The organism is Tistrella mobilis (assembly GCF_041468085.1).
GTDB classification, from domain to species: Bacteria; Pseudomonadota; Alphaproteobacteria; order Tistrellales; family Tistrellaceae; genus Tistrella; species Tistrella mobilis_A.
On sequence record NZ_CP121017.1, the window covers coordinates 4,407,196 to 4,427,955 of the forward strand.

Below are 20,760 nucleotides of genomic sequence, written 5' to 3' on the forward strand. Positions count from 1 at the left end.
AGGTGGCAGCGACGGCAGGTCGGGTCAGCCGCCCGTCATCGCCAGGAACAGCAGGACGAGCAGGATCGCCAGGGCCTGCAGCAGCACCCGCCACTGCATCAGCTTGTTCGAATATTTCTGGTTGAAGCGCCCGCCGACGAGCATCGACATCACGCCCACCAGGAGAACGCCGGCCGTGGCGACCATCGCAACCACGATCAGAACCGGCACCACGCCTGACATCGTATCCATGGCCCGCAATATGGCCCCGCCGGGCCCGGTCTGACAGGGTCAACCGGTCCCGGCGGGCGAGATTTTCGCGCGAAGGCCGGCGTCCCTGCGGAAGCCGGCCCCGTCACCCTCAACCCAGAAGGCGGCGGGCGATGACCTGTGCCTGGATCTCGGCCGCACCCTCGAACACATTGAGGATGCGCGCATCACAGAGCACGCGGCTGATCGGATATTCCTCGGCATAGCCATTGCCGCCATGGACCTGGACGGCGTTGTCGGCCGTGGCCCAGGCGACGCGGGCTGCCAGAAGCTTGGCCATGCCGGCCTCCAGGTCGCAGCGCCGGTCGCTATCCTTCTCGCGCGCCGAGAAATAGGTCAGCTGGCGGGCGATCATGATCTCGACGGCAGCCCAGACCAGCTTGTCGAAAACCCGCGGGAAGGCGTAGATCGGCTTGTTGAACTGCACGCGCTCATGAGCATAGCGCAGCCCCATTTCCAGCGCCGACTGGGCGACACCGACCGCACGGGCTGCAGTCTGGATACGGGCGCTTTCGAAGGTCGCCATCAGCTGCTTGAAGCCCTGGCCCTCGGTCCGCCCCAGCAGGTTGTCAGCGGGCACGGTGAAATCGTCGAAACCGATCTCGTATTCCTTCATGCCGCGATAGCCGAGCACGCGGATCTCGCCGCCGCTCATGCCCTCGGCCGGGAAAGGCTCGGCATCGGTGCCACGGGGCTTCTCGGCCAGAAACATCGACAGGCCGGAATAGTTCTTGGTGGCCGGATCGGTCCGGACCAGCAGGGTCATCAGATCGGCGCGGGCGGCATGAGTGATCCAGGTCTTGTTGCCGGTCACCCGGTAGACATCGCCATCCCGGGTCGCGCGGGTCTTGAGGCCGCCGAGGTCGGAACCGGTACCGGGTTCGGTGAAGACCGCGGTCGGCAGGATCTCACCCGAGGCGAGACGCGGCAGCCAGCTCTGCTTCTGGTCTTCCGTGCCGCCAAGCCGGATCAGCTCGGCCGCGATCTCGGACCGCGTCCCCAGCGAACCGACGCCGATATAACCGCGCGACAGTTCTTCGGTGACCAGACACATCGCCACCTTGGAAAGGCCGAGCCCGCCGAACTCCTCAGGCACGGTCAGGCCGAACACGCCCAGCTCCGCCATCTGGTTCACGACCTCGAGCGGGATCAGCTCGTCGGCCTTGTGCCAGTCATGGGCGAAGGGAACGACCTTTTCTTCCACGAAGCGGCGGAACTGGTCACGGATCATCAGCAGGGTCTCGTCTTCGAGCCCCAGCTCGCCGAAATTGCCGTCGGCGATCAGTGCCGCCAGCCGCGCCCGAACCGCGGCCGTGTTGCCGGCCCGCAGGAACAGGCCCGCATCCCCCTGCGAGAGCGCTGCCGCCTCGTCGATGAGGCCGAAATCGGCCGGACGAACGATCTCGCCCTGCGACATGGGCAGGCCGCCCTGAAGCTGTGCCACGTACTCGCCGAAGGCGGTCTGCAGCATCAGCTGTTCGGTCTCGCCAAGGCGCCCCTCGGCATCCAGCCGACGTGCCCAGCCAAGCATCTGGCGCAGGGCCTCGACATAGGTTGCCGTCCAGGCAAGGCCATGAGCGGCATGCTGGCTAGCATCGAGCACGGCAGCATCGACCTTGCCGTCGCGACGCACCATCCCGCCCACGGCGGTCTGGACGGCATCGGCATAGGCCTCGACGGCGGCAAGGGCGCGTTCGGCCCGGTCGAGCAGGTCGTCGATCAGGACGGGGGCGTCGGTCTCGGGCGAAAGGATCGCGGTGGAAGCGGACATGGGAGGAATGGTCCTCTGGTCGGAAGACGTGTCGAACACTGCGGATATCGGAAACGGCGGGGTACCGCACCGGATATGGCCCTGAGGCGGCCGGCGTCCAGCGCCGGTCCGGACGATCCGCTGCGGCATCCTGATCAAGGTGCGGCGCCGCCCGCCCGATCAGGCCCCTGGACGGGGCCGGATCGGCGCAGGCGGCGCCGGGGCCGGCGTGGCGGTGCCGCGCCGGCCACTCACCGCATCAGTTTCGGTCAGCCGTCGATGGCGTCCTCGATCGTCCGCAGGCCCGGGCGCGGCGCCTGGACCAGCACGGCCATGTTGCCGGGCTTGTGCTGGTTGCGGAACATCTTCATATGCGCCTCGGGGATGTCGTCCCACGAGAAGACTTCCGACATGCAGGGATCGATGCGACGCTCGATCACCAGCCGGTTGGCCTGGGCTGCCTGCTTCAGATTGGCGAAGTGACTGCCCTGGATGCGCTTCTGACGCATCCACACGAACCGGGCATCCATGGTCAGGTTGTAGCCGGTGGTACCGGCGCAGAACACGACCATGCCGCCGCGCTTGACCACATAGGTCGAGACCGGGAAGGTCTGCTCACCCGGATGCTCGAAGACGAAATCGACGTCATTGCCCTTGCCGGTCACGTCCCAGATCGCCTTGCCGAAGGCGCGGACGCGGCGGATGTAGTCGTTATAACCCTGAACGTCGTCGACCTCGGGCAGACGGCCCCAGCAGTCGAAATTCTTGCGGTTGATCGCGGCCTTGGCACCCAGGCTGAGCACGAAGTCGCGCTTGTTGTCTTCAGAGATGACCGCGATGCCGTTGGCACCGGCCGTGGCGATCAGCTGCAGCGCCATCGAGCCCAGACCGCCGGCGGCGCCCCAGACCAGGACGTTGTCACCCGGACGCAGGATGTGCGGGCGATGGCCGAACAGCATGCGATAGGCGGTGGCGAGCGTCAGCATGTAGCAGCCGCTCTCCTCCCAGGTCAGATGGCGCGGGCGCGGCATCAGCTGGCGCGACTGCACGCGACAGAACTGGGCGAAGGAGCCGTCCGGGGTCTCGTAGCCCCAGATGCGCTGCGACGGCGAGAACATCGGGTCGCCGCCGTTGCACTCCTCGTCGTCACCATCATCCTGGTTACAGTGGACGACGACCTCGTCGCCGACCTTGAAGCGCTTCACCTTGGAGCCGATGGCCCAGACGATGCCCGAAGCATCGGAGCCGGCGATATGATATGGCGCGCCATGGCCGTCAAACGGCGAGATCGGTCGGCCGAGTGAGGCCCAGACGCCGTTATAGTTGACGCCGGCGGCCATCACCATGACGAGCACTTCGTCCGGCGCCAGGTCCTTGGGGGTTTCGACGACCTCGACCTGCATGGCGGTGTCGGGGTTGCCGTGACGCTCCCGGCGGATGCACCAGGCGTACATCTGATCCGGAACATGGCCCAGCGGCGGAATTTCGCCGACCTCGTAGAGCGACTTGACCGGCTGGGTGCGGGTCGCCTCGGCGGCGGTGGTGTCAGTGTTCATGGGAAGACCGTGCCCTCGTTCTACTTCTCTCGACCTTAAGCGTCCGCAGGTGGGGTCGGGGCACCACGCAATCCTGCGGCCTCCTGGCTGCGCCCCGATGTCCGGGGCCGGCGTACTGTCGTGGAACCGCGCGTATTGTTCGCGCGTTGGTATTTGTCGTTCGTTCTTGGTGGTATCGTTCGGATGGTCCGGCAGTCCCGTCCGGGAAGGGACAACGGGACCAGAACCCGCCGGAAGATCAATCGCGGTACGGTCGCATGCTGCGACGCGATCGCGACCAGAGCTTTCCGGTTGCCGTTCATGATTTTCCGGATATAAGGGATTTTCAAGCCCTTTTTTGCGGCGCAAAATAGGGCCTTATTTCCAATGGGGCGCCCTCAGGGTAAGATTCGACACAGAACCCCGCCACGACAGGACGAAAAGATGCCGAAGCAGCCGAATTCCGCCGCAGAAGCGGCAAGCGGCGCCATGCCGCGCCGCGATACGCCCTGGCTGATGCGCACCTATGCCGGCCACTCCTCGGCGGAGGAGAGCAACAAACTGTACCGCACCAATCTGTCGCGCGGTCAGACCGGTCTCTCCGTCGCCTTCGACCTGCCGACCCAGACCGGCTATGACGCCGACCATGTGCTCGCCAGGGGAGAGGTGGGCAAGGTGGGCGTGCCGATCTGTCATATCGGCGACATGATGACGCTCTTCGACGGCATCCCGCTTGAGCGGATGAACACCTCGATGACGATCAATGCGACCGCAGCCTGGCTGCTGTCGCTCTACATCGCCACCGCCGAGAAGCAGGGAGCGCCGCGGGCATCGCTCCAGGGCACGACCCAGAACGACATCATCAAGGAATATCTGTCGCGCGGCACCTATGTCTTCCCGCCCAAGCCCAGCCTGAACCTGATCGCCGACACCATCGCCTTCACCTACCGGGAACTGCCCAAGTGGAACCCGACCAATGTCTGCTCCTACCATCTGCAGGAAGCAGGGGCGACGCCCGAGCAGGAACTGGCCTATGCACTGGCGACGGCGGTGGCGGTGCTGGATACGGTGCGCGCCGGCGGTCAGGTGCCTGAGGCGGATCTGCCGCAGGTGGTGGGACGGATCAGCTTTTTCGTGAATGCCGGCATCCGCTTCGTCACCGAGCTTTGCAAGATGCGCGCCTTCACCGAGCTTTGGGACGAGATCACCCGCGACCGTTACGGCGTTGCGGAAGAGAAGTTCCGCCGCTTCCGCTACGGCGTGCAGGTGAACTCGCTGGGCCTGACCGAGCAGCAGCCCGAGAACAACGTCTACCGCATCCTGCTGGAAATGCTGGCGGTGGTGCTGTCCAAGAACGCCCGCGCCCGCGCCGTGCAGCTGCCGGCCTGGAACGAGGCTCTGGGCCTGCCGCGCCCCTGGGACCAGCAGTGGTCGCTGCGCCTGCAGCAGATCGTCGCCATGGAAACCGATCTTCTGGAATACGGCGATCTGTTCGACGGTTCACCGGTGGTGGCGGCCAAGGTCGAGGAGCTGAAGGCCGGCGCCCGCGCCGAACTGGCCCGGATCGAGGAGATGGGCGGCGCGGTGACCGCGGTCGAGAGCGGCTACATGAAGCAGCGGCTGGTCGAGAGCAATGCCCGCCGCGTGGCCGCGATCGAATCGGGAGAGATGGCGGTGATCGGCGTCAACAAGTTCGTCGAGACTGCGCCGTCGCCGCTGACCTCTGGCGAGGATGGCGCCATCCTGACCGTCGACCCCGGTGTCGAACGCCGACAGATCGAGAAGCTTCAGGCCCACAAGGCCGCTCGTGATGCGACAGCGGTCGAGGCGAGCCTCGCCGAACTTGCTCGTGCGGCCAAGGAAGGCCGCAATATCATGGAAAGCTCGATCGCCTGCGCCCATGCCGGCGTCACCACCGGGGAATGGGCAGAGACGCTGCGCCAGATCTTCGGCGAATACAGGGCACCCACCGGCGTCGGCGGCAGCGTGGTCGAGGTGCGTGGCGATCGCGACCGGACCGAGGCGGTGCGCGCCAAGGTCGACAGCCTGTCGGACCGCCTGGGCCGCCGGCTGAAATTCCTGGTCGGCAAGCCCGGTCTCGATGGCCATTCCAACGGTGCCGAGCAGATCGCCCTGAAGGCCCGCGACTGCGGTATGGAGGTGGTCTACGAGGGCATCCGCCTCACCCCGGCCCAGATCGTCAATGCCGCTCTTGAAGAGAGCGTTCACGTTGTGGGCCTGTCGATCCTGTCGGGCAGCCATAACGAGCTGGTCGCCGATGTCATGCGCCGCATGGCCGAAGCCGGGCTCACCGACGTGCCGGTGATCGTGGGCGGCATCATCCCCGACGAGGATGCCCGCAAGCTGAAGGCGGCCGGCGTCGCCCGGGTCTACACGCCCAAGGACTTCGAAATCACCCAGATCATGGCCGACATCGTCGACCTGGTCGACGGGCTCAGCCGCGAAGCGGCGTGATGTCCGCGAGCCACGAAAACCGGGCGGCAGACCGCCGCCCGGTTCTGATCTCGGCCTGCCTTCTGGGCAGGCCGGTTCGTTTCGACGGCCGGGGTGCCGCGCGACCGCATCCGCTGATCAACGATCTCATGGCCGAAGGCCGGCTGATCCCGCTCTGCCCCGAGATGGCGGGCGGTCTGCCGACACCACGACCGCCGGCGGAGCTCGACAGTCGCCGCCGGGTGATCGATGCAACCGGCACCGATGTCACCGCAGCGTTTTCAGCCGGTGCCCGCATCGCCGTCGAAACTGCCCTGGCCCGTGGGGTGCGCCTGGCGCTGCTCAAGGCGCGGAGCCCGTCCTGCGGGGTCGGGCGGATCCATGACGGCAGCTTCAGCGGCCGGCTGATCCCAGGCGACGGCCTGACGGCCGAGGCTCTTACCGCCGCCGGTATCGAAGTATTTGCCGACGATGATCTCGACGCCGCGGCCCGGCGGCTGGCCGAGATCGATGGCCCGAATGGTTGATCAGCCGGGGATTCACTTCGTCTCGACCGACAGACCGCCATTGCCGACCTCCACCTCGACTCCGCTCTTCTGACTCTCCTGATAATACTGATAGCCACCGACGGCGACGATCACGAGCAGAGCACCGATAATCAGATACAGAACGTTCCGGCTCATTTGTATGACCTCGTATCTTTCGGGGGCAACGAATGTCACCCGACTTCGCTTGACCACATGACGTCATGAAAGATGTATCAGGTCAATCGATCGTAACGTTACAACGGGGTCCGCCCCTGAATGAACACGGGTTATGTCATTTGATGGCGCCGGGCGATGACTTGATCCATGACATTGCCTTGGATCTGACGTCGCGTCATCGGCCGGCTTCCTGTAGCGTGGGAACCAGAGCGCCACCACTGCAGGACCCGGATCATGCTAAGGATGACGATCAACCCGCCGGTCTTCTTCGGCGCCGCTTCCATCATCCTCGCCTTTGTGGTCGCAGGGGCCGCGATACCCGAGCAGATGGAAGCATTGTTCACCGTCGTCCAAAGCGAGATCCTGCATCGCTTCGGCTGGTTCTATATCCTGGTGGTCGCGATCTTCCTGGGCATGGCCCTGTTTCTCGGCTTCAGCCGCTTTGGGCGCCTGAAACTCGGCCCGGACGACTCCGAACCGGATTTCCGCTATGGCTCGTGGGTGGCCATGCTCTTTGCCGCCGGTATGGGCATCGGGCTCATGTTCTTTGCGGTCGGCGAGCCCATGACCCATTTCGCGAGCCCGCCTGTGGTCGAGCCCCGCTCGATCGAGGCGCAACGCTCTGCGATGAACATCACCTTCTTCCACTGGGGCATCCACGCCTGGGCGATCTATGCCATCGTCGGCCTGTCGCTCGCCTATTTCGGCTATCGCTACAATCTGCCGCTGACGATCCGCTCGGGCCTCTACCCTTTGCTGAAAGAGCGGATCCATGGGCCGATCGGTCATGCGGTCGATATCTTCGCGATCTGCGGCACGGTCTTCGGTCTCGCCACCTCTCTGGGCTTCGGCGTCCTGCAGATCAATGCCGGTCTCGATCATCTGATCGGGCTTGAAGTCTCCCCCATCGTGCAGGTGACGCTGATCGCCGCCGTGACCGGTGTCGCCACCATCTCGGTGATCAGCGGCCTCGACAAGGGTGTGCGGATCCTGAGCGAGACCAATCTGGTGCTCGCCGTTGCGCTCATGCTCTTTGTGCTGGCCGTCGGGCCCACCACGATGCTGTTCCGGGCCTTCGTCCAGAACATCGGCATCTATCTCGACAATTTCGTCCTCAAGACCTTCAACCTTTATGCCTATGAACCGCGCTCGTGGATCTATTCCTGGACGCTGTTCTACTGGGCCTGGTGGATCTCGTGGTCGCCCTTCGTCGGCATGTTCATCGCCCGCATCTCGCGTGGTCGGACGGTGCGGGAATTCGTGATTGCGGTGCTGTTCGTGCCGCTGGGCTTCACCTTCCTGTGGATGACGGTATTCGGTAACACGGCCATGTTCATCGACACCGAGGTCGCCAACGGCGCACTGGCCGCCGCGGTTGCCGAGGATGTGTCGGTCGCCCTGTTCCGGTTCCTCGAATATCTGCCGCTCTCGTCGATCACGGCGGTTCTGGCGGTGATGCTGGTGACGGTGTTCTTCGTGACCTCGTCGGATTCTGGTTCGATGGTGGTCGACACCATCGCGTCGGGCGGGGCCACCAACACGCCGATCCCGCAGCGGGTGTTCTGGTGCGTGCTCGAAGGCGTGGTCGCGGCGGTCCTGTTGCTGGCCGGCGGTCTCTCGGCGCTCCAGACCGTCACCATCGCCAGTGCCCTGCCCTTCGCCGTGGTGATGCTGCTGCTGTGCTGGAGCCTGTTCCGCGGCATGAGCGCAGATCTTGCCCACCGGCCGCTCGGTGCCCCCGTCCCCTCAACAGGTGTCCCGGGTGTGGAAGCCGGCTGGAAGCGCCGCCTTGGTCAGATCCTGCACACACCGGACGAGAAGGACGTACGCCGCTTCCTGGATGGTACCGCCACGGATGCACTCCGGGCGGTGGCGGCGGAGTTCAACGGCCGCGGCCATCCGGCAGACGTGGAACGCGACGATGCGACCGGCGGCATCTCGCTGGTGCTGCCGGCCGAAGGCGTACGGAACTTCATCTACGGCATTCAGCCGGCCAGCCATCCGCTGCCGGCCCTGACGGCGATGGATGCCGCCCGACCCGATCTGCGCCATGAAGCGCGCACCTGGTTCAGCGACGGCAGCCGTGGCTATGACGTCTATGGCCTGACCCGCGATCAGCTGATAGCGGACGTGCTCGTCCAGTTCGACCACTACCAGTCCCTGGTCCGGTCACCCGGCGCCGCGCTCTTTGCAGGCGCGCCGGAACAGACACCAGAATAGGCTGGGCCATCCCATGCTCCATCCATCCGCGGTCGCCATCACGGCCGGGCTCCGCAAGGCGATCATCGATGGCGCCTGCCCCGCCGGCACGGAACTGCACCAGGATGCACTGGCAGGGGAGCATGGGGTCGATCCGGCCGTGATCCGTTCGGCCCTGCTGCAGCTGGATGCAGAAGGGCTGGTACGGATCACGCCGGGTGTCGGCGCCGTGGTGTCGTCGATCTCGCGAGAGGAAATCGACGATGTCTTCGATCTCAGGGTGATCCTGGAACCGCGGCTGCTACGCGAGGCAGTTCCTGCACTGACGCCGGCCGACTTCGCCCGGATCGAGACGATCCATCATCTGTTCATCGGCGCCGTTGCCGCCGGTGACATGGCCCGCTGGGGCGCCCTGAACGCCGAGTTGCATCTGGCCATGTACATGCATGCCCGCCGGCCGCGCAGCCTGCGCATCGTAACCGGGCTGCTGCAGACCTCGGATCGCTACACACGGCTTCAGCTCTCCACCACACCCTCTCCTGGCCGGGCAGAGCGCGAGCACGGCACATTGATCGCCCTCTGTCGAAGGGGTGAGATCGAAGCAGCCTGTCAGGTGCTGACCGCTCATATCGAAGGGGTGCGGGCGGATCTGCATGCCGCCCTCACCTGACCGACGGCATCGGCCCGTATCAGGGATGCATGCGCGCACCCTTGGTGATCCGGTCAACCACACGCCGATCTGCCCTGATCCCCAGCCCGACCAGCTTCGCGGTCTCGGGCTGCTGCTCTGCAAATACAGCGCGGTTGGCAGCATCGTGGCCGGTTGCAAACATGTCTTCGACATAGAGCGCCGGCACCACTTCCCGCTCCAGGCAGCGGCGGCGGATGGTGACGAGCGTCTGGCCGTCAGCCGCCAGCACAATTACCGGTTGGATCGACAGCGGCAATGCGATATTGCCGGCAGCATCGCGGTAAGGCTCCCCCATGATCTCGGGCGCCGCCCCGGTGACGCCGCTCATCAGAAACGCCGTGACGTTCAGCTTCTGCCACACGGCAAGGTCATCGCGCACCACCAGCGCGATCTTGGTCTCGAACTGCATATCCCCGCAGGCTCCTTAAGAGAGGGGGGCGGCTGCGATCCGGCGGAGGAGCGATTTCAGCTCCTCTGCTGCCGGGCCACCCAGAGCCGCATCGACATCGGCATTGAGCGCATCCATCTCCGCCTGGAGCGGATCGCGCAGCGCCCGGCCGCGGTCGGTCAGATGCAGAGCGTTGACTCGCCGGTCCTCTGCGGATGGCCGACGCGCGATCAACTCCAGCTTCACCAGACGGTCGATCACGCCGGTGATGGTAGCGCTGTCCAGCACCAGCCGCGCGCCAATGGTCGCGCCGCTCTGGCCGTCCTCTTCCCACAAGACCTGGAGCACGGCGTACTGAACCGGTGTCACTCCATGCCGGGCCAGCCGGTCACGGGCCGCCCGGGTGACAGCCTGCGCGGCCTTGCCGGTCAGGAAACTGATGCAGTCTTCGATGCGGTTCATAAGATAAACTCTCGCATACATATATCTCGTATACGAGTCTTTTTATCGGCCGATATCGCGGGACGAATGACAGGCCTGCCTTACATCAGCGGCACGCCAGCGATCCAGCGATGGCCTGCGAAAAGGGCCATATAAACCACGAGCGCCACCAGCCAGCGCCACCAGGCGATCTCGGCAAAGGCCCCCCTGGCCTTGCCCGCGAAGATCGCGGCAAAGGGAATATAAGAGCTGGCGCCGGTAAACAGCATCCACGAGACCGGCATGTCGCGGCGCTTGCGGATCTCGATCAGCCGGCTGCCGGCAAGGGCGACGACAAAGATCGTGAGGCCCAGAATTGTGGTGGCAAGATCGCCATTGGCCAGAATATGGGCCACAGCCCAGATCATGATCCCCCACATCAGCGGGTGGCGGGTGATCTTGAGCACGCCGACCGCCTTGGGTGCAGGCGCGCCGGCGGCATCGGCCCCGGCCATGGTCGGGTTGCGCTGGGTCAGCCCCAGCACCGCGAAGGCAACCGCGAACAGCATCAGCGTGAAGGCCAGATGGCGCAGCGCGCCGCTGCCGTCCCAGAGCGGCACATATGGGGCCTGCCCATAGCCCCAGATCAGAATGCCGAGCGAGAAGAGCGCCACCAGAGAAAAGAGGGCGCGATAGGCGCCCTCACCCAGCGAGGCGATCATATAGCGTCTGACGGCCGGGATGCCCGGCACCAGATGTGTGATGAGGAACAGCACCGCGCCGATGGCGAGGCCGATCATCTGATGCATGGATCCCGTCCTCTGCTTTTTTATGGCACGTGCCCGTGCCCGATCATGCTCAACGCAGCATGACGCAGCAGGATGACGGGTTCAATCCCGGGCAGGTGGCCCGCGCGGAACATGTTCCGGCTCGGAATATTTCCGGCTCAGAACATGTTGAGTTCGAGCCGGGCATCCTCGCTCATCATCTCCGGGGTCCATGGCGGATCCCAGACCACCTCGACGGTCACGTCGGAAATACCGGCGATGTCGCGGATCTTGGTCTCGATCTCGACCGGCAGGCTTTCGGCCACCGGGCACATCGGTGAGGTGAGCGTCATGCGGATATAGGCCAGGTCGCCCGCATCGATACGCACCTCGTAGATCAGCCCCAGATCATAGATGTTGACCGGGATCTCGGGATCATAGCAGCTGCGCAGCACATCGATCACCGCGGCTTCAAGATCGCCCGGCTCGTCCTGTGGCAATGGCTTGGTGTTGTCGGTCATATCGCCTGCTTCCGTTCGAAACCCGTCGTCTCCGGCCGCCTGCATCGGGCTGGCCTGATGGTTGGGGCGCCGCTTCACTCGGTCGAGACCGGGCCGCCGGCCCGGTCTGCATCCCCACCGTTCTCCAGTGCCCGGGCCAGCGTGTGCCAGGGCAGGGTCGCGCATTTCACCCGGCTCGGAAATTCACGCACGCCCCCGAGTGCCGCCAGCACGCCCAGCGTCGCCTCGACCTCCGGATGGTCGAGCGCCCGCGGATCGGCACCGGTCACCAGATCACGGAAGCGCATGAACATATCTGCGATCTCGGTCCGGCTGCGGCCCTGCACCACCTCGGTCATCATCGATGCAGACGCGGTGGAGATGGCGCAGCCACGACCCTTGAAGGCGATCTCCGCCACCCGGTCCTCCTTGAACCTCAGATCGACCGTCACCTCGTCGCCGCAGAGCGGGTTATGCCCATGGGCGCTGGCATCGGCCGGGTCCAGCCGGCCGAAATGCCGCGGGTTGCGGTTATGCTCCAGGATGATCTGCTGATAGAGCGACCGGAGGTCGTCGTCGAGGGCAGTATCGGCCGGCATGGCGGGTCTCCTCAGCCCATGAACTTCACGACCTTGCGCAGCCCGTCGACCAGCGCATCGACCTCGGCGCGGGTGTTGTACATGCCGAAAGACGCACGCGCCGTTGCCGGCAGGCCAAAACGGGCCATCAGCGGCTGGGTGCAGTGATGACCGGTGCGCACCGCAATGCCCTGCTGATCCAGGATCGTGCCGATATCATGCGGATGAATGCCGTCGATGGCAAAGGACACCACACCCGCCTTTTCGCGCGCTTCGCCCACGATCTTCAGTCGGTTGATCTCGCGCAGCCGCTCATGGGCATAGGCGGTCAGGTCGTGCTCGTGGGCCGCCACGGCCTCGACGCCGACCGCGGCCAGATAGTCGAGCGCGGCGGCGAAGGCGATCGCCCCCACGATATGCGGCGTGCCGGCCTCGAACTTTGCTGGCGGCGGCGCATAGGTGGTCTTCTCGAAGCTCACGGTCTCGATCATGTCACCACCACCCTGCCAGGGCGGCATGGCTTCCAGCAGCGGCAGCTTGCCGTAAAGCACGCCGAAACCGGTCGGACCATAGGCCTTGTGCGATGAAACCGCGTAGAAATCGGCATCCAGCGCCCGGACATCGACCCTCATATGCGGCAGAGCCTGGGCGCCGTCGATCACCGCGATCGCCCCCGCGGCATGGGCCGCATCGATCATCCGCCGCAGCGGCAGAATGGTGCCGAGCGCGTTGGAGACATGGGCCACGGCCATGATCTTCACCCGGCCGCTGGCGATCAGCCGATCGAAGGCGTCCTGGTCGACCTCGCCGGTATCGGTCACCGGCACCACGACCAGCCGTGCGCCCGTCTGCCCCGCCACGATCTGCCAGGGCACGATATTGGAGTGATGCTCCAGATGCGTGACCAGGATCTCGTCATCCGGCTTCAGATTGGTCCGAGCCCAGGTATAGGCGACCAGGTTCAATCCCTCGGTCGTGCCGCGGGTGAAGACGATCTCCCGCTCCGAAGCGGCATTGAGCCAGGCACGAACGGTCTCGCGTGCCGCCTCATAGGCCGAGGTCGCCTTTTCCGACAGATAGTGCACACCGCGATGGACATTGGCGTAAGAGGTCTCATAGACCGCCCGCTCGGCATCCAGCACCTGGCGCGGCTTCTGCGAGGAGGCCGCATTGTCGAAATAAACCAGCGGCTTGCCGCGCACCTGGGTGGCCAGGATCGGGAAATCGGCGCGGATCCGCTCCACGTCGTAAACCGGCAGGGTCTTCTGATCGGTCATCACGCCGTCGCCTCCTTCGCGACCGTCTCGGTCAGCACGGTCTGGGCCATGTGGCGGTCGACCCAGCCCGAGACCTGCTCGCGGAAGGCCTCGAAGGGCAGGCGGTCGACGATTTCCTCGGCGAAGGCCCGGGTCAGGATGCGCCGGCCTTCGGCGGCATCCAGCCCGCGGCTCCGCAGGTAGAACAGCTCCTGCTCCGAGATGGCACCGACGGTCGCGCCATGGGCGCATTTCACCTCGTCGGCATGGATCTCAAGCTCGGGCTTGGGCAGGATCTCGGCCTCACGCGAGGCAAGCAGGTTACGGCTCGACATCTCCGCATCGGTGCCGATCGCACCCGGAAGGACGTGGACCCGGCCGTTGAAGATGCCGCGCGCCCGGCCGCCCGCCACGCCCTTCCAGGTCTGGGAGAGGCGGCAGTCGCGGGCGCGGTGCTCGACATTCGACCGGGTGTCGGTCTGCTGCTCGGCACCGATGGCGAAGAGTCCATCCAGCGTCGCCGCCGCACCGCGGCCCTCCAGCGCCACGTCCAGCGTGTGGCGCGACAGTCGCCCGCCCAGATCGATCTGGATCATGTCGAGTTCGGCATCCCCGGCGACCGAAGATGCCAGCCGGTCGATATGGAAGCCTTTCTCGCCGCTGGTCTGCAGGCGGATCAGGGTCAGCTTCGCCCCGCGGCCGAGGCGGATCTCCACCGTGGCATTGACGAAGGCGGTCTCGCCGGCAAGGCCGCGCCAGTGCTCGATTACCGTCGCCCTGGCATTATCGGCCAGATCGATCACGATCCGCGGCTGCGCGACCACCGGCATGCGGGGGGCAAGGGCGTGATGGAGCAGGTGCACCGGCCGGGCCAGTTCCACCCCGCGCGGCACCAATACTGCCGCACCGTCGGCGAGCGCCGCCTGATTGAGGGCGGCAAAGCCGTCACGATCCCCGCGCGCCACCTGCCCCAGCACCGCATGCACCCGATCGGGGGCGGTGGCGAGTGCCTGGGACAGCCCGGCGACCACCACCCCGTCGGGCAGTTCCCCCACCGCCGAAAGATCGTCGGAGAAGACCCCGTTCACCATGGCGATGCGGTCGCAGTCCAGCCCCTTGGGCAGGATCGGCTGCAGATGGGCCCAGGTCAGCCGCGGCGCCGCCGCATCCGCAGCGGCGAAGCTCTGACCATAGAGTGCGTTCAGGCGAAGATTGCGCCAGTCCTCCTGGCGGGGGGTCGGCAGGCCCAGGGCACGGAAGCCGTCACGGCCGGCGGCGCGCAGCGCCTCCAGCCAGTCGGGCCCGGTCTTGGCCCCCTGGGCCGCGATCAGCAGATCGAGCTTGTCGGGCGTGGCATCCAGAACCGCCATGATCTCAGGCCTCCGCCCCGGCCAGATCCTCGACCCAGCCATAGCCCTTTTCCTCCAGCTCAAGCGCCAGCGACTTGTCGCCGGAGCGCACGATCCGGCCCCGGGCCAGCACATGGACGAAATCGGGCACGATATGGTCGAGCAGGCGCTGATAATGGGTGATCATCACGAAGGACCGTGCGGGATCGCGCAACGTATTCACGCCATCGGCCACCGCCTTGAGCGCATCGATGTCGAGGCCGCTGTCGGTCTCGTCCAGGATGCAGAGCTTCGGCTCCAGCACCGCCATCTGGAAGATCTCGTTGCGCTTCTTTTCTCCGCCCGAGAAACCGGCATTGACCGGGCGTTTCAGCAGGCTCTCGTCCAGATGCACGATCTTCAGCTTCTGGCGAACCAGCTTCAGGAACTGCACGCCATCCAGTTCGGGCAGACCCTCATGCTTACGTCGGGCGTTGAGCGCTGCCTTCAGCAGATAGGTGTTGTTCACGCCCGGGATCTCGACCGGGTACTGGAACGCCAGAAACACGCCCGACCGCGCCCGCTCTTCCGGCGCCATCTCCAGCAGATCCTGCCCCATATAGGTGACCGAGCCCTGCGTGACCTCATAGCCGTCGCGGCCGGCCAGGATGTGGGAGAGCGTGCTCTTGCCGGCGCCGTTCGGCCCCATGATGGCGTGGACCTCGCCGGGCCGCACGTCCAGATTCAGGCCGCGCAGGATCTCCTTGCCGTCGACGCGGGCGTGCAGGTCGCGGATGATGAGCATGTTGGTCCTCGAATGAGATCGTCCGGCGGCCTGAACGGCCGCAATGCGTCAGGCCCGGCAGGATCCCGGGCCGCGGGAAACGGATGGCCGGGTCAGCCGACGCTACCTTCCAGCGTGATGCCGAGCAGTTTCTGGGCCTCGACCGCGAATTCCATCGGCAGCTCCTTCAGGACGTCCTTGCAGAAGCCGTTGATGATCATCGACACGGCATCCTCGGCCGACAGCCCGCGCTGCATCAGATAGAACAGCTGGTCGTCGCTGATTTTCGAGGTCGTCGCCTCATGCTCGACCTGCGCCGTGGGGTTGCGGCTCTCGATATAGGGGAAGGTGTGTGCCCCGCAATCCGGCCCCAGCAGCAGACTGTCGCACTGGGTGTAGTTGCGGGCGCCCTCCGCACCCTTCTGCATCCGCACCAGGCCGCGATAGGTGTTCTGGCCGCGCCCGGCCGAAATGCCCTTGGAGATGATCGTGCTACGGGTGTTGCGCCCGATATGGATCATCTTGGTGCCGGTATCGGCCTGCTGCGCATTGTTGGCGACCGCGACCGAATAGAACTCCCCGATCGAGTTGTCGCCCTGCAGGATGACGCTGGGATACTTCCAGGTGATCGCCGAGCCGGTCTCGACCTGGGTCCAGGAAATCTTGGAATTGGCCCCGCGGCAGGCGCCACGTTTGGTGACGTAGTTCAGAATGCCACCCTTGCCATCCTTGTCGCCCGGATACCAGTTCTGGACGGTTGAGTATTTGATCTCGGCATCCTTCATGGCCACCAGTTCGACCACCGCGGCATGCAGCTGGTTCTCGTCGCGCATGGGCGCCGTGCAGCCTTCCAGATAGCTGACATACGCGCCTTCTTCAGCAATGATCAGCGTCCGTTCGAACTGGCCGCTGCCGGCGGCATTGATGCGGAAATAGGTCGACAGCTCCATCGGGCAGCGCACGCCCTTCGGCACATAGACGAAGGTGCCGTCCGAGAACACGGCCGAATTGAGCGCGGCATAGAAGTTGTCACCGACAGGGACCACCGATCCCACATACTTCTTGACCAGCTCCGGGTACTCGCGCACCGCTTCTGAAAACGAGCAGAAGATGATGCCGAGTTCCTTGAGCTTACCCTTGTAGGTGGTGGCGACCGAAACGCTGTCGAGCACCGCATCGACGGCGACGCCGGCCAGCATCTCCTGCTCCTTGAGCGGGATGCCGAGACGCTCGTAGATCTTCAGCAGTTCGGGATCGATTTCCTCCAGGCTCTTCGGCGCGTCGGCCTTGGGCTTGGGGGCGGAGTAGTAGATGATTGACTGGAAATCGACCTTGGGCTTCTTGAGGAAGGCCCAGTCGGGCTCCTCCATCGCCTGCCAGGTCCGGAAGGCCTTGAGCCGCCACTCCAGCATGAAGTCGGGCTCTTCCTTCTTTGCAGAGATCACGCGGATGACGTCCTCGTCGAGCCCCGGCGGCACGTTGTCCGCGTCGATGTCGACATGGAAGCCTTCCGTGTACTCGCGGGCGACAAGCGCCTCGACTGCGTTCTTGCTCGTCATCACTCGTCCTCCGCGCGCCCGTTCTTGAAAGAACGGCCCGTCCATCGGGCCGGCGGGCGTCGCCTCTTGATCTCGTCGTCACCGGCCCGGACACGAACTCCGCGTCAGCCGGAAGTTTCCGGTCCGGCTCAGCCCGCCTGCGCCGCGGGGAAGGGCTGCACAGCCGCATCCGCCGCCATGTCGGCAAGGCTGATCCCTTCCAGTGCGCGGCTGATCGCCCGGTTGATCCGGATCCAGTTACCGCGGGTCTGACACACGCTTTCCTGCCGGCAGGTGCCGGGATGTTCGATGCATTCCATGATCGCGACCGGGCCTTCCAGGCTCTCGACGATGTCGACCACCCGGATCTCGGCCGCCGGACGCGCCAGGCGATACCCCCCGTGAGCCCCGCGATGGGAAATCAGCAGCCCGTCACGGGCCAGCGTCTTGGCCAGTTTCGCGACGGTCGGCGCGGGGATGGCCAGCTCTTCGGCAAGCTCCGTCACCCGATGAACACGATCAGGCGCGTTGGCGATATGGGTCAGAACCACGATCCCATAATCGGTAAGCTTGGCGATTTTCAGCATCGGATGGTCGGTCCCGGGTCGGATGGGCCGGTTGATGGCGAGAGCCACGAAGGGCCCCTCGCCAATCAGGACTGTTCAGGTCCTATATCGGTCATCAGCGCCTGGAAGGCAAGACCCTACTTTATCAAAAACGCAAGGCGCGGTGCGGCTTTCACGCATTCGCAGGCGGGTCCCCGATGCCGTCGCGTTCCGCCCCTTGCGTCCGGGGCGGCGTCTCTGCCATGGCCGGCGCGCCACGTCGGGCATCATCGATCCGCGCGGGCCGGGCATCGAAACCGCCCTGCTGCCGCACGTCTCCGTCACCCCTGGGCTGAACCTGCTGGAATGCCCAGCGTATCCGGGTCTCGGGCCCCTCGGCAACGCCGGTCACCACGACCTGCTGCGCCGGACGCACCCGACCTTCACGCCCCATGTGGACGCTCTCTTCGATCGCGATGCTCGCGCCATCGGCGCGGACATACCAGCCGGGGCCGTGGACCGGCCTCACCAGCACGGCCGCCCCCCCCTGAATCGGCGAGGCCTTGACAGCCGGATGCAGATGGAAGCGCAGCGCGAACCGCGCCGCTCCTCCGCCACGCCCTGGCAGGGCGGTGAAGCGGTCCTCGCCGCGCAGATCATCGCCATCCGGCCCCAGATAAAAGCGGCGGGCATGGAGCAGGCCATGGTCACGGAAACCGTAATGGGTGAATTCCAGCCACTGCGCCCCTTCGTCGTCGCGGCGGTCGATGATCACCGGTGGGCCGGCCCTGCGACGACGTTCGCCTGAACCCGCTTCAACCCGCTGCGGCCCCTGGTCTTCGACCGTCACGCCGGAATGAGCCGCCGCCTGGGTGACGGCCTGCATCCAGGGGCCCGGCCTCGCGACATAGGCACCGCAATTGACCACCAGCCGCTCACGGCCGGTCGACATCTCGAACGACGAGAAACCAGAAAAGCCGGCTTGTCCGGCCGTAGCCGGTGCCGGCAGCCCCAGATCGACCAGCACCGTGGTCCGTCGGGCAGCCAGGCGCTCGAACCCGCCGACAGCCCCGTCCAGCCTTTCCATGCCGCGGGCCGGCACATGCCCAAGCACCTGATCGACCCGCGCCGCCGGAATTTCGGGCGTTCCGTTGAACAGGGCAAGCACGCCATCGCGGTGGCGCATCAGCCTGAGCGCCGCGGCCAGCCGGCTGATCAGATCGTCGAAGCCAGCCGGCAGGGCAGCCTCATGGGCCGCGGCAATCGTCTTCAGCTCGACCAGATCAGAGACGAGATCAAGCTGACAGACCGGCGACCGGGAGTGATGCACGCCGTCTGCATGAATCTGCCGTTCCAGCGCCTGCACCAGCAGCTTCGCGATCCGGGCAAGCTTGCGCCGCCCCGCGCCCAGCGCAGCCCGGCCCATCCACAGGCCGCGCAGAGCCTGGATGCGCTCGATCCCGTCCAGGTGGCGCCATTTCACCATCCGCTCCAGGCGGTCGGCATGCTGGCGCAGCGCCGCCATCAGCCGGCGATCATCGGTGCGGGCCGCCTGCAGCCGGTCGTCATCGGCATCGATCAGAAAACTGACATGAAGCGACAGCGCCGCCAGGCGGCGACCGGCGATGCCCGGCGACCAGACATAAGGCTGGAAAGCCGCCCGGTCCGCGGCAATCCATTCAAAAACCAGAGCGCGGGCCAGCGCCCGGGCGCGGGAAGCATGGGGTCCCGCGACGGCCCTCAGATGCCCCAGCCACTGAAAGCCCTGCCAGGCGACCAACCAGGCATCCGACGCCTCGTCCGGCAGCCAGTCCGGTCGCGACAGGGCAGGCGTCGGGGTGGTGAATGCCGGAACGGGCACCTCATCTGTCGACACATCCCCGCCTTCAAGCAGGGCTGCATCTTCAGGGCGGGCGGTGTCGTCGAGGATCGGCTCAGGTGCCGGCGGCTGCGCCGGCACGGGGGTCAGCTCAATGTCCGGTTCGTCGTCCCCCCTGGCGCCCTCCGCCTCGTCCGGACGGAACGGATCCGGTCCCAGCTTGTGGCTGGCCTCCACCACCTGCCCCGCCAGGCGGAAATGCCCCTGGACCATCTCCACACCACGGGCTGGATCGCCCGGGCGTAGCGGTTCCAGCACCCGTTTCAAGCCACCGCGCGCATCCGGCAGCGGCGCCACGAACCACCGATGAGCCAGCGCTCTCAGACGGTCGCCGGCGCCGGGCAGCGGGCTTCCGGGCGGCGGCATGCGCGTGATCGCGGCCATGGGCCTCTGGTCTCTCGATTGCAGGGGAAGGTAAAACGTATCGGCAGATGCAGGTTAAAAGCGACAGAGTCAGCCGCCAGTGCGCCCCCGATCTGCGCCGGTGCGCAGTGCCCGGATATTCAGGGCGTAGGCCTCGGCACCGCCCTTGAAGGCGGCGGAGCCTGCAACCAGCACGTCGGCCCCGGCGGCGGCTACGAGGGCCGCCGTTTCCGGCGTCACACCGCCATCGACCTCAAGATCGATCGCCCGGCCGGTCGCATCGATCTTCGACCGCAGGATGCGGATCTTGTCGAGCTGGGACGGGATGAAGCTCTGGCCGCCGAAACCAGGGTTCACACTCATCACCAGCACCAGATCCAGATCCGGCAGCACGTAATCCAACACCTCTGGCGGGGTGGAGGGATTGAGCGACACGCCCACCTTCACCCCCAGCGACTTCACCAGCTGCACGGTGCGATGCAGATGCGGCCCCGCCTCGGCATGAACCGTTACGATATCGGCCCCGGCCTCGACGAAGGCCGGGATGTAGGGATCGACCGGTGCGATCATCAGATGGACGTCGAAGACCTTCTTCGACCACGGCCGGAGCGCCTTCACCACCATCGGCCCGATGGTCAGGTTCGGCACGTAATGGCCGTCCATGACATCGACATGGATGTAATCTGCCCCCGCCTGATCAATGGCGGCGACCTCATCGCCCAGCCGGGCGAAATCGGCCGACAGGATCGACGGGGCGATCCGGACCGGTGCCGGGCTGGGGGTGGCGGGGCGGCTGCTGGCGGCGGTTGCGGTCATCGGGTGGGAAGCCTCC

20 protein-coding genes are annotated in these 20,760 nt (G+C 65.8%); 4 read left to right on the plus strand and 16 right to left on the minus strand.

All coding sequences use genetic code 11. The features are described from left to right. Positions 1-24: 24 nt before the first annotated feature. From P7L68_RS25420 to ccrA, 3 genes are all read right to left on the minus strand, one after another. Positions 25-231, minus strand: a complete 207-nt coding sequence (locus tag P7L68_RS25420; protein ID WP_372002592.1) for a twin transmembrane helix small protein — start codon at positions 229-231, stop codon at positions 25-27. 109 nt (positions 232-340) lie between these two features. Next, a complete protein-coding gene (locus P7L68_RS25425; protein WP_372002593.1) occupies positions 341-2,020 on the minus strand; it encodes an acyl-CoA dehydrogenase family protein in 1,680 nt (559 codons plus the stop codon). 248 nt (positions 2,021-2,268) lie between these two features. Continuing rightward, the gene (ccrA, locus tag P7L68_RS25430) at positions 2,269-3,555 is read right to left on the minus strand and encodes a crotonyl-CoA carboxylase/reductase (RefSeq protein WP_372002594.1); all 1,287 of its coding nucleotides are present in this window, start codon (positions 3,553-3,555) and stop codon (positions 2,269-2,271) included. 423 nt (positions 3,556-3,978) lie between these two features. Between ccrA and P7L68_RS25435 the strand changes: the two genes are divergently transcribed. Next, complete coding sequence (locus P7L68_RS25435; RefSeq protein ID WP_372002595.1) at positions 3,979-6,009, plus strand: methylmalonyl-CoA mutase family protein; 2,031 nt, start codon at positions 3,979-3,981, stop codon at positions 6,007-6,009. Beyond that, the gene (locus tag P7L68_RS25440) at positions 6,009-6,515 is read left to right on the plus strand and encodes a DUF523 domain-containing protein (protein WP_372002596.1); all 507 of its coding nucleotides are present in this window, start codon (positions 6,009-6,011) and stop codon (positions 6,513-6,515) included. The genes P7L68_RS25435 and P7L68_RS25440 overlap by 1 nt, the downstream gene beginning before the upstream one ends. A 12-nt stretch (positions 6,516-6,527) precedes the next feature. Here the strand turns inward: P7L68_RS25440 and P7L68_RS25445 are convergent, their stop codons facing one another. Then, a complete protein-coding gene (locus P7L68_RS25445; protein WP_372002597.1) occupies positions 6,528-6,671 on the minus strand; it encodes a hypothetical protein in 144 nt (47 codons plus the stop codon). A gap of 255 nt (positions 6,672-6,926) precedes the next feature. Here P7L68_RS25445 and P7L68_RS25450 point away from each other — a divergent pair, with 255 nt between their 5' ends. Both P7L68_RS25450 and P7L68_RS25455 read left to right on the plus strand, forming a co-directional pair. Continuing rightward, complete coding sequence (locus P7L68_RS25450; RefSeq protein WP_372002598.1) at positions 6,927-8,912, plus strand: BCCT family transporter; 1,986 nt, start codon at positions 6,927-6,929, stop codon at positions 8,910-8,912. 13 nt (positions 8,913-8,925) lie between these two features. Further along, positions 8,926-9,561: a GntR family transcriptional regulator gene (locus P7L68_RS25455; protein ID WP_372002599.1), complete on the plus strand. Its 636-nt coding sequence runs from the start codon at positions 8,926-8,928 to the stop codon at positions 9,559-9,561. Positions 9,562-9,580: 19 nt separating this feature from the next. Here the strand turns inward: P7L68_RS25455 and P7L68_RS25460 are convergent, their stop codons facing one another. From P7L68_RS25460 to rpe, 12 genes are all read right to left on the minus strand, one after another. Continuing rightward, complete coding sequence (locus P7L68_RS25460) at positions 9,581-9,991, minus strand: DUF2000 family protein (protein WP_372002600.1); 411 nt, start codon at positions 9,989-9,991, stop codon at positions 9,581-9,583. Between the two features lie 15 nt (positions 9,992-10,006). Further along, the gene (locus P7L68_RS25465; RefSeq protein WP_372002601.1) at positions 10,007-10,432 is read right to left on the minus strand and encodes a MarR family winged helix-turn-helix transcriptional regulator; all 426 of its coding nucleotides are present in this window, start codon (positions 10,430-10,432) and stop codon (positions 10,007-10,009) included. 80 nt (positions 10,433-10,512) lie between these two features. After that, the gene (locus P7L68_RS25470) at positions 10,513-11,199 is read right to left on the minus strand and encodes an NnrU family protein (protein ID WP_372002602.1); all 687 of its coding nucleotides are present in this window, start codon (positions 11,197-11,199) and stop codon (positions 10,513-10,515) included. A gap of 137 nt (positions 11,200-11,336) precedes the next feature. Then, positions 11,337-11,678 (minus strand): metal-sulfur cluster assembly factor, encoded by a 342-nt coding sequence (locus P7L68_RS25475; protein ID WP_372002603.1) that lies wholly within the window; start codon positions 11,676-11,678, stop codon positions 11,337-11,339. A 74-nt stretch (positions 11,679-11,752) separates the two neighbouring features. Continuing rightward, positions 11,753-12,256: a Fe-S cluster assembly sulfur transfer protein SufU gene (sufU, locus tag P7L68_RS25480; protein ID WP_372002604.1), complete on the minus strand. Its 504-nt coding sequence runs from the start codon at positions 12,254-12,256 to the stop codon at positions 11,753-11,755. A gap of 11 nt (positions 12,257-12,267) precedes the next feature. Continuing rightward, complete coding sequence (locus P7L68_RS25485) at positions 12,268-13,512, minus strand: cysteine desulfurase (RefSeq protein ID WP_372002605.1); 1,245 nt, start codon at positions 13,510-13,512, stop codon at positions 12,268-12,270. Beyond that, positions 13,512-14,861, minus strand: coding sequence for a Fe-S cluster assembly protein SufD (gene sufD, locus P7L68_RS25490; RefSeq protein ID WP_372002606.1), 1,350 nt, complete (start codon positions 14,859-14,861; stop codon positions 13,512-13,514). Before sufD ends, P7L68_RS25485 begins: the two co-directional genes overlap by 1 nt. A gap of 4 nt (positions 14,862-14,865) precedes the next feature. Then, positions 14,866-15,624 (minus strand): Fe-S cluster assembly ATPase SufC, encoded by a 759-nt coding sequence (gene sufC, locus P7L68_RS25495; RefSeq protein WP_014743625.1) that lies wholly within the window; start codon positions 15,622-15,624, stop codon positions 14,866-14,868. 92 nt (positions 15,625-15,716) lie between these two features. Beyond that, complete coding sequence (sufB, locus tag P7L68_RS25500; protein WP_372002607.1) at positions 15,717-17,162, minus strand: Fe-S cluster assembly protein SufB; 1,446 nt, start codon at positions 17,160-17,162, stop codon at positions 15,717-15,719. 128 nt (positions 17,163-17,290) lie between these two features. Then, positions 17,291-17,728: an SUF system Fe-S cluster assembly regulator gene (locus P7L68_RS25505; RefSeq protein WP_014743623.1), complete on the minus strand. Its 438-nt coding sequence runs from the start codon at positions 17,726-17,728 to the stop codon at positions 17,291-17,293. Positions 17,729-17,879: 151 nt separating this feature from the next. Beyond that, on the minus strand, positions 17,880-19,949 hold the full coding sequence (locus tag P7L68_RS25510) for a heparinase II/III family protein (protein WP_372002608.1): 2,070 nt from the start codon (positions 19,947-19,949) through the stop codon (positions 17,880-17,882). 69 nt (positions 19,950-20,018) lie between these two features. After that, on the minus strand, positions 20,019-20,744 hold the full coding sequence (gene rpe / locus P7L68_RS25515; protein ID WP_372002609.1) for a ribulose-phosphate 3-epimerase: 726 nt from the start codon (positions 20,742-20,744) through the stop codon (positions 20,019-20,021). Positions 20,745-20,760 lie beyond the last annotated feature (16 nt).

What these genes read in the sequence shown, in the direction of transcription:
- P7L68_RS25510 (WP_372002608.1), bottom strand. Translation starts at nt 19,949, where the DNA reads ATGGCCGCGATCACGCGCATGCCGCCGCCCGGAAGCCCGCTGCCCGGC.
- P7L68_RS25420 (WP_372002592.1), bottom strand. Translation starts at nt 231, where the DNA reads ATGGATACGATGTCAGGCGTGGTGCCGGTTCTGATCGTGGTTGCGATG.
- P7L68_RS25485 (WP_372002605.1), bottom strand. Translation starts at nt 13,512, where the DNA reads ATGACCGATCAGAAGACCCTGCCGGTTTACGACGTGGAGCGGATCCGC.
- sufC (WP_014743625.1), bottom strand. Translation starts at nt 15,624, where the DNA reads ATGCTCATCATCCGCGACCTGCACGCCCGCGTCGACGGCAAGGAGATC.
- P7L68_RS25460 (WP_372002600.1), bottom strand. Translation starts at nt 9,991, where the DNA reads ATGCAGTTCGAGACCAAGATCGCGCTGGTGGTGCGCGATGACCTTGCC.
- sufD (WP_372002606.1), bottom strand. Translation starts at nt 14,861, where the DNA reads ATGGCGGTTCTGGATGCCACGCCCGACAAGCTCGATCTGCTGATCGCG.
- P7L68_RS25465 (WP_372002601.1), bottom strand. Translation starts at nt 10,432, where the DNA reads ATGAACCGCATCGAAGACTGCATCAGTTTCCTGACCGGCAAGGCCGCG.
- P7L68_RS25470 (WP_372002602.1), bottom strand. Translation starts at nt 11,199, where the DNA reads ATGCATCAGATGATCGGCCTCGCCATCGGCGCGGTGCTGTTCCTCATC.
- P7L68_RS25505 (WP_014743623.1), bottom strand. Translation starts at nt 17,728, where the DNA reads ATGCTGAAAATCGCCAAGCTTACCGATTATGGGATCGTGGTTCTGACC.
- sufB (WP_372002607.1), bottom strand. Translation starts at nt 17,162, where the DNA reads ATGACGAGCAAGAACGCAGTCGAGGCGCTTGTCGCCCGCGAGTACACG.
- P7L68_RS25425 (WP_372002593.1), bottom strand. Translation starts at nt 2,020, where the DNA reads ATGTCCGCTTCCACCGCGATCCTTTCGCCCGAGACCGACGCCCCCGTC.
- P7L68_RS25475 (WP_372002603.1), bottom strand. Translation starts at nt 11,678, where the DNA reads ATGACCGACAACACCAAGCCATTGCCACAGGACGAGCCGGGCGATCTT.
- P7L68_RS25455 (WP_372002599.1), top strand. Translation starts at nt 8,926, where the DNA reads ATGCTCCATCCATCCGCGGTCGCCATCACGGCCGGGCTCCGCAAGGCG.
- ccrA (WP_372002594.1), bottom strand. Translation starts at nt 3,555, where the DNA reads ATGAACACTGACACCACCGCCGCCGAGGCGACCCGCACCCAGCCGGTC.
- sufU (WP_372002604.1), bottom strand. Translation starts at nt 12,256, where the DNA reads ATGCCGGCCGATACTGCCCTCGACGACGACCTCCGGTCGCTCTATCAG.
- P7L68_RS25445 (WP_372002597.1), bottom strand. Translation starts at nt 6,671, where the DNA reads ATGAGCCGGAACGTTCTGTATCTGATTATCGGTGCTCTGCTCGTGATC.
- P7L68_RS25435 (WP_372002595.1), top strand. Translation starts at nt 3,979, where the DNA reads ATGCCGAAGCAGCCGAATTCCGCCGCAGAAGCGGCAAGCGGCGCCATG.
- P7L68_RS25440 (WP_372002596.1), top strand. Translation starts at nt 6,009, where the DNA reads ATGTCCGCGAGCCACGAAAACCGGGCGGCAGACCGCCGCCCGGTTCTG.
- P7L68_RS25450 (WP_372002598.1), top strand. Translation starts at nt 6,927, where the DNA reads ATGCTAAGGATGACGATCAACCCGCCGGTCTTCTTCGGCGCCGCTTCC.
- rpe (WP_372002609.1), bottom strand. Translation starts at nt 20,744, where the DNA reads ATGACCGCAACCGCCGCCAGCAGCCGCCCCGCCACCCCCAGCCCGGCA.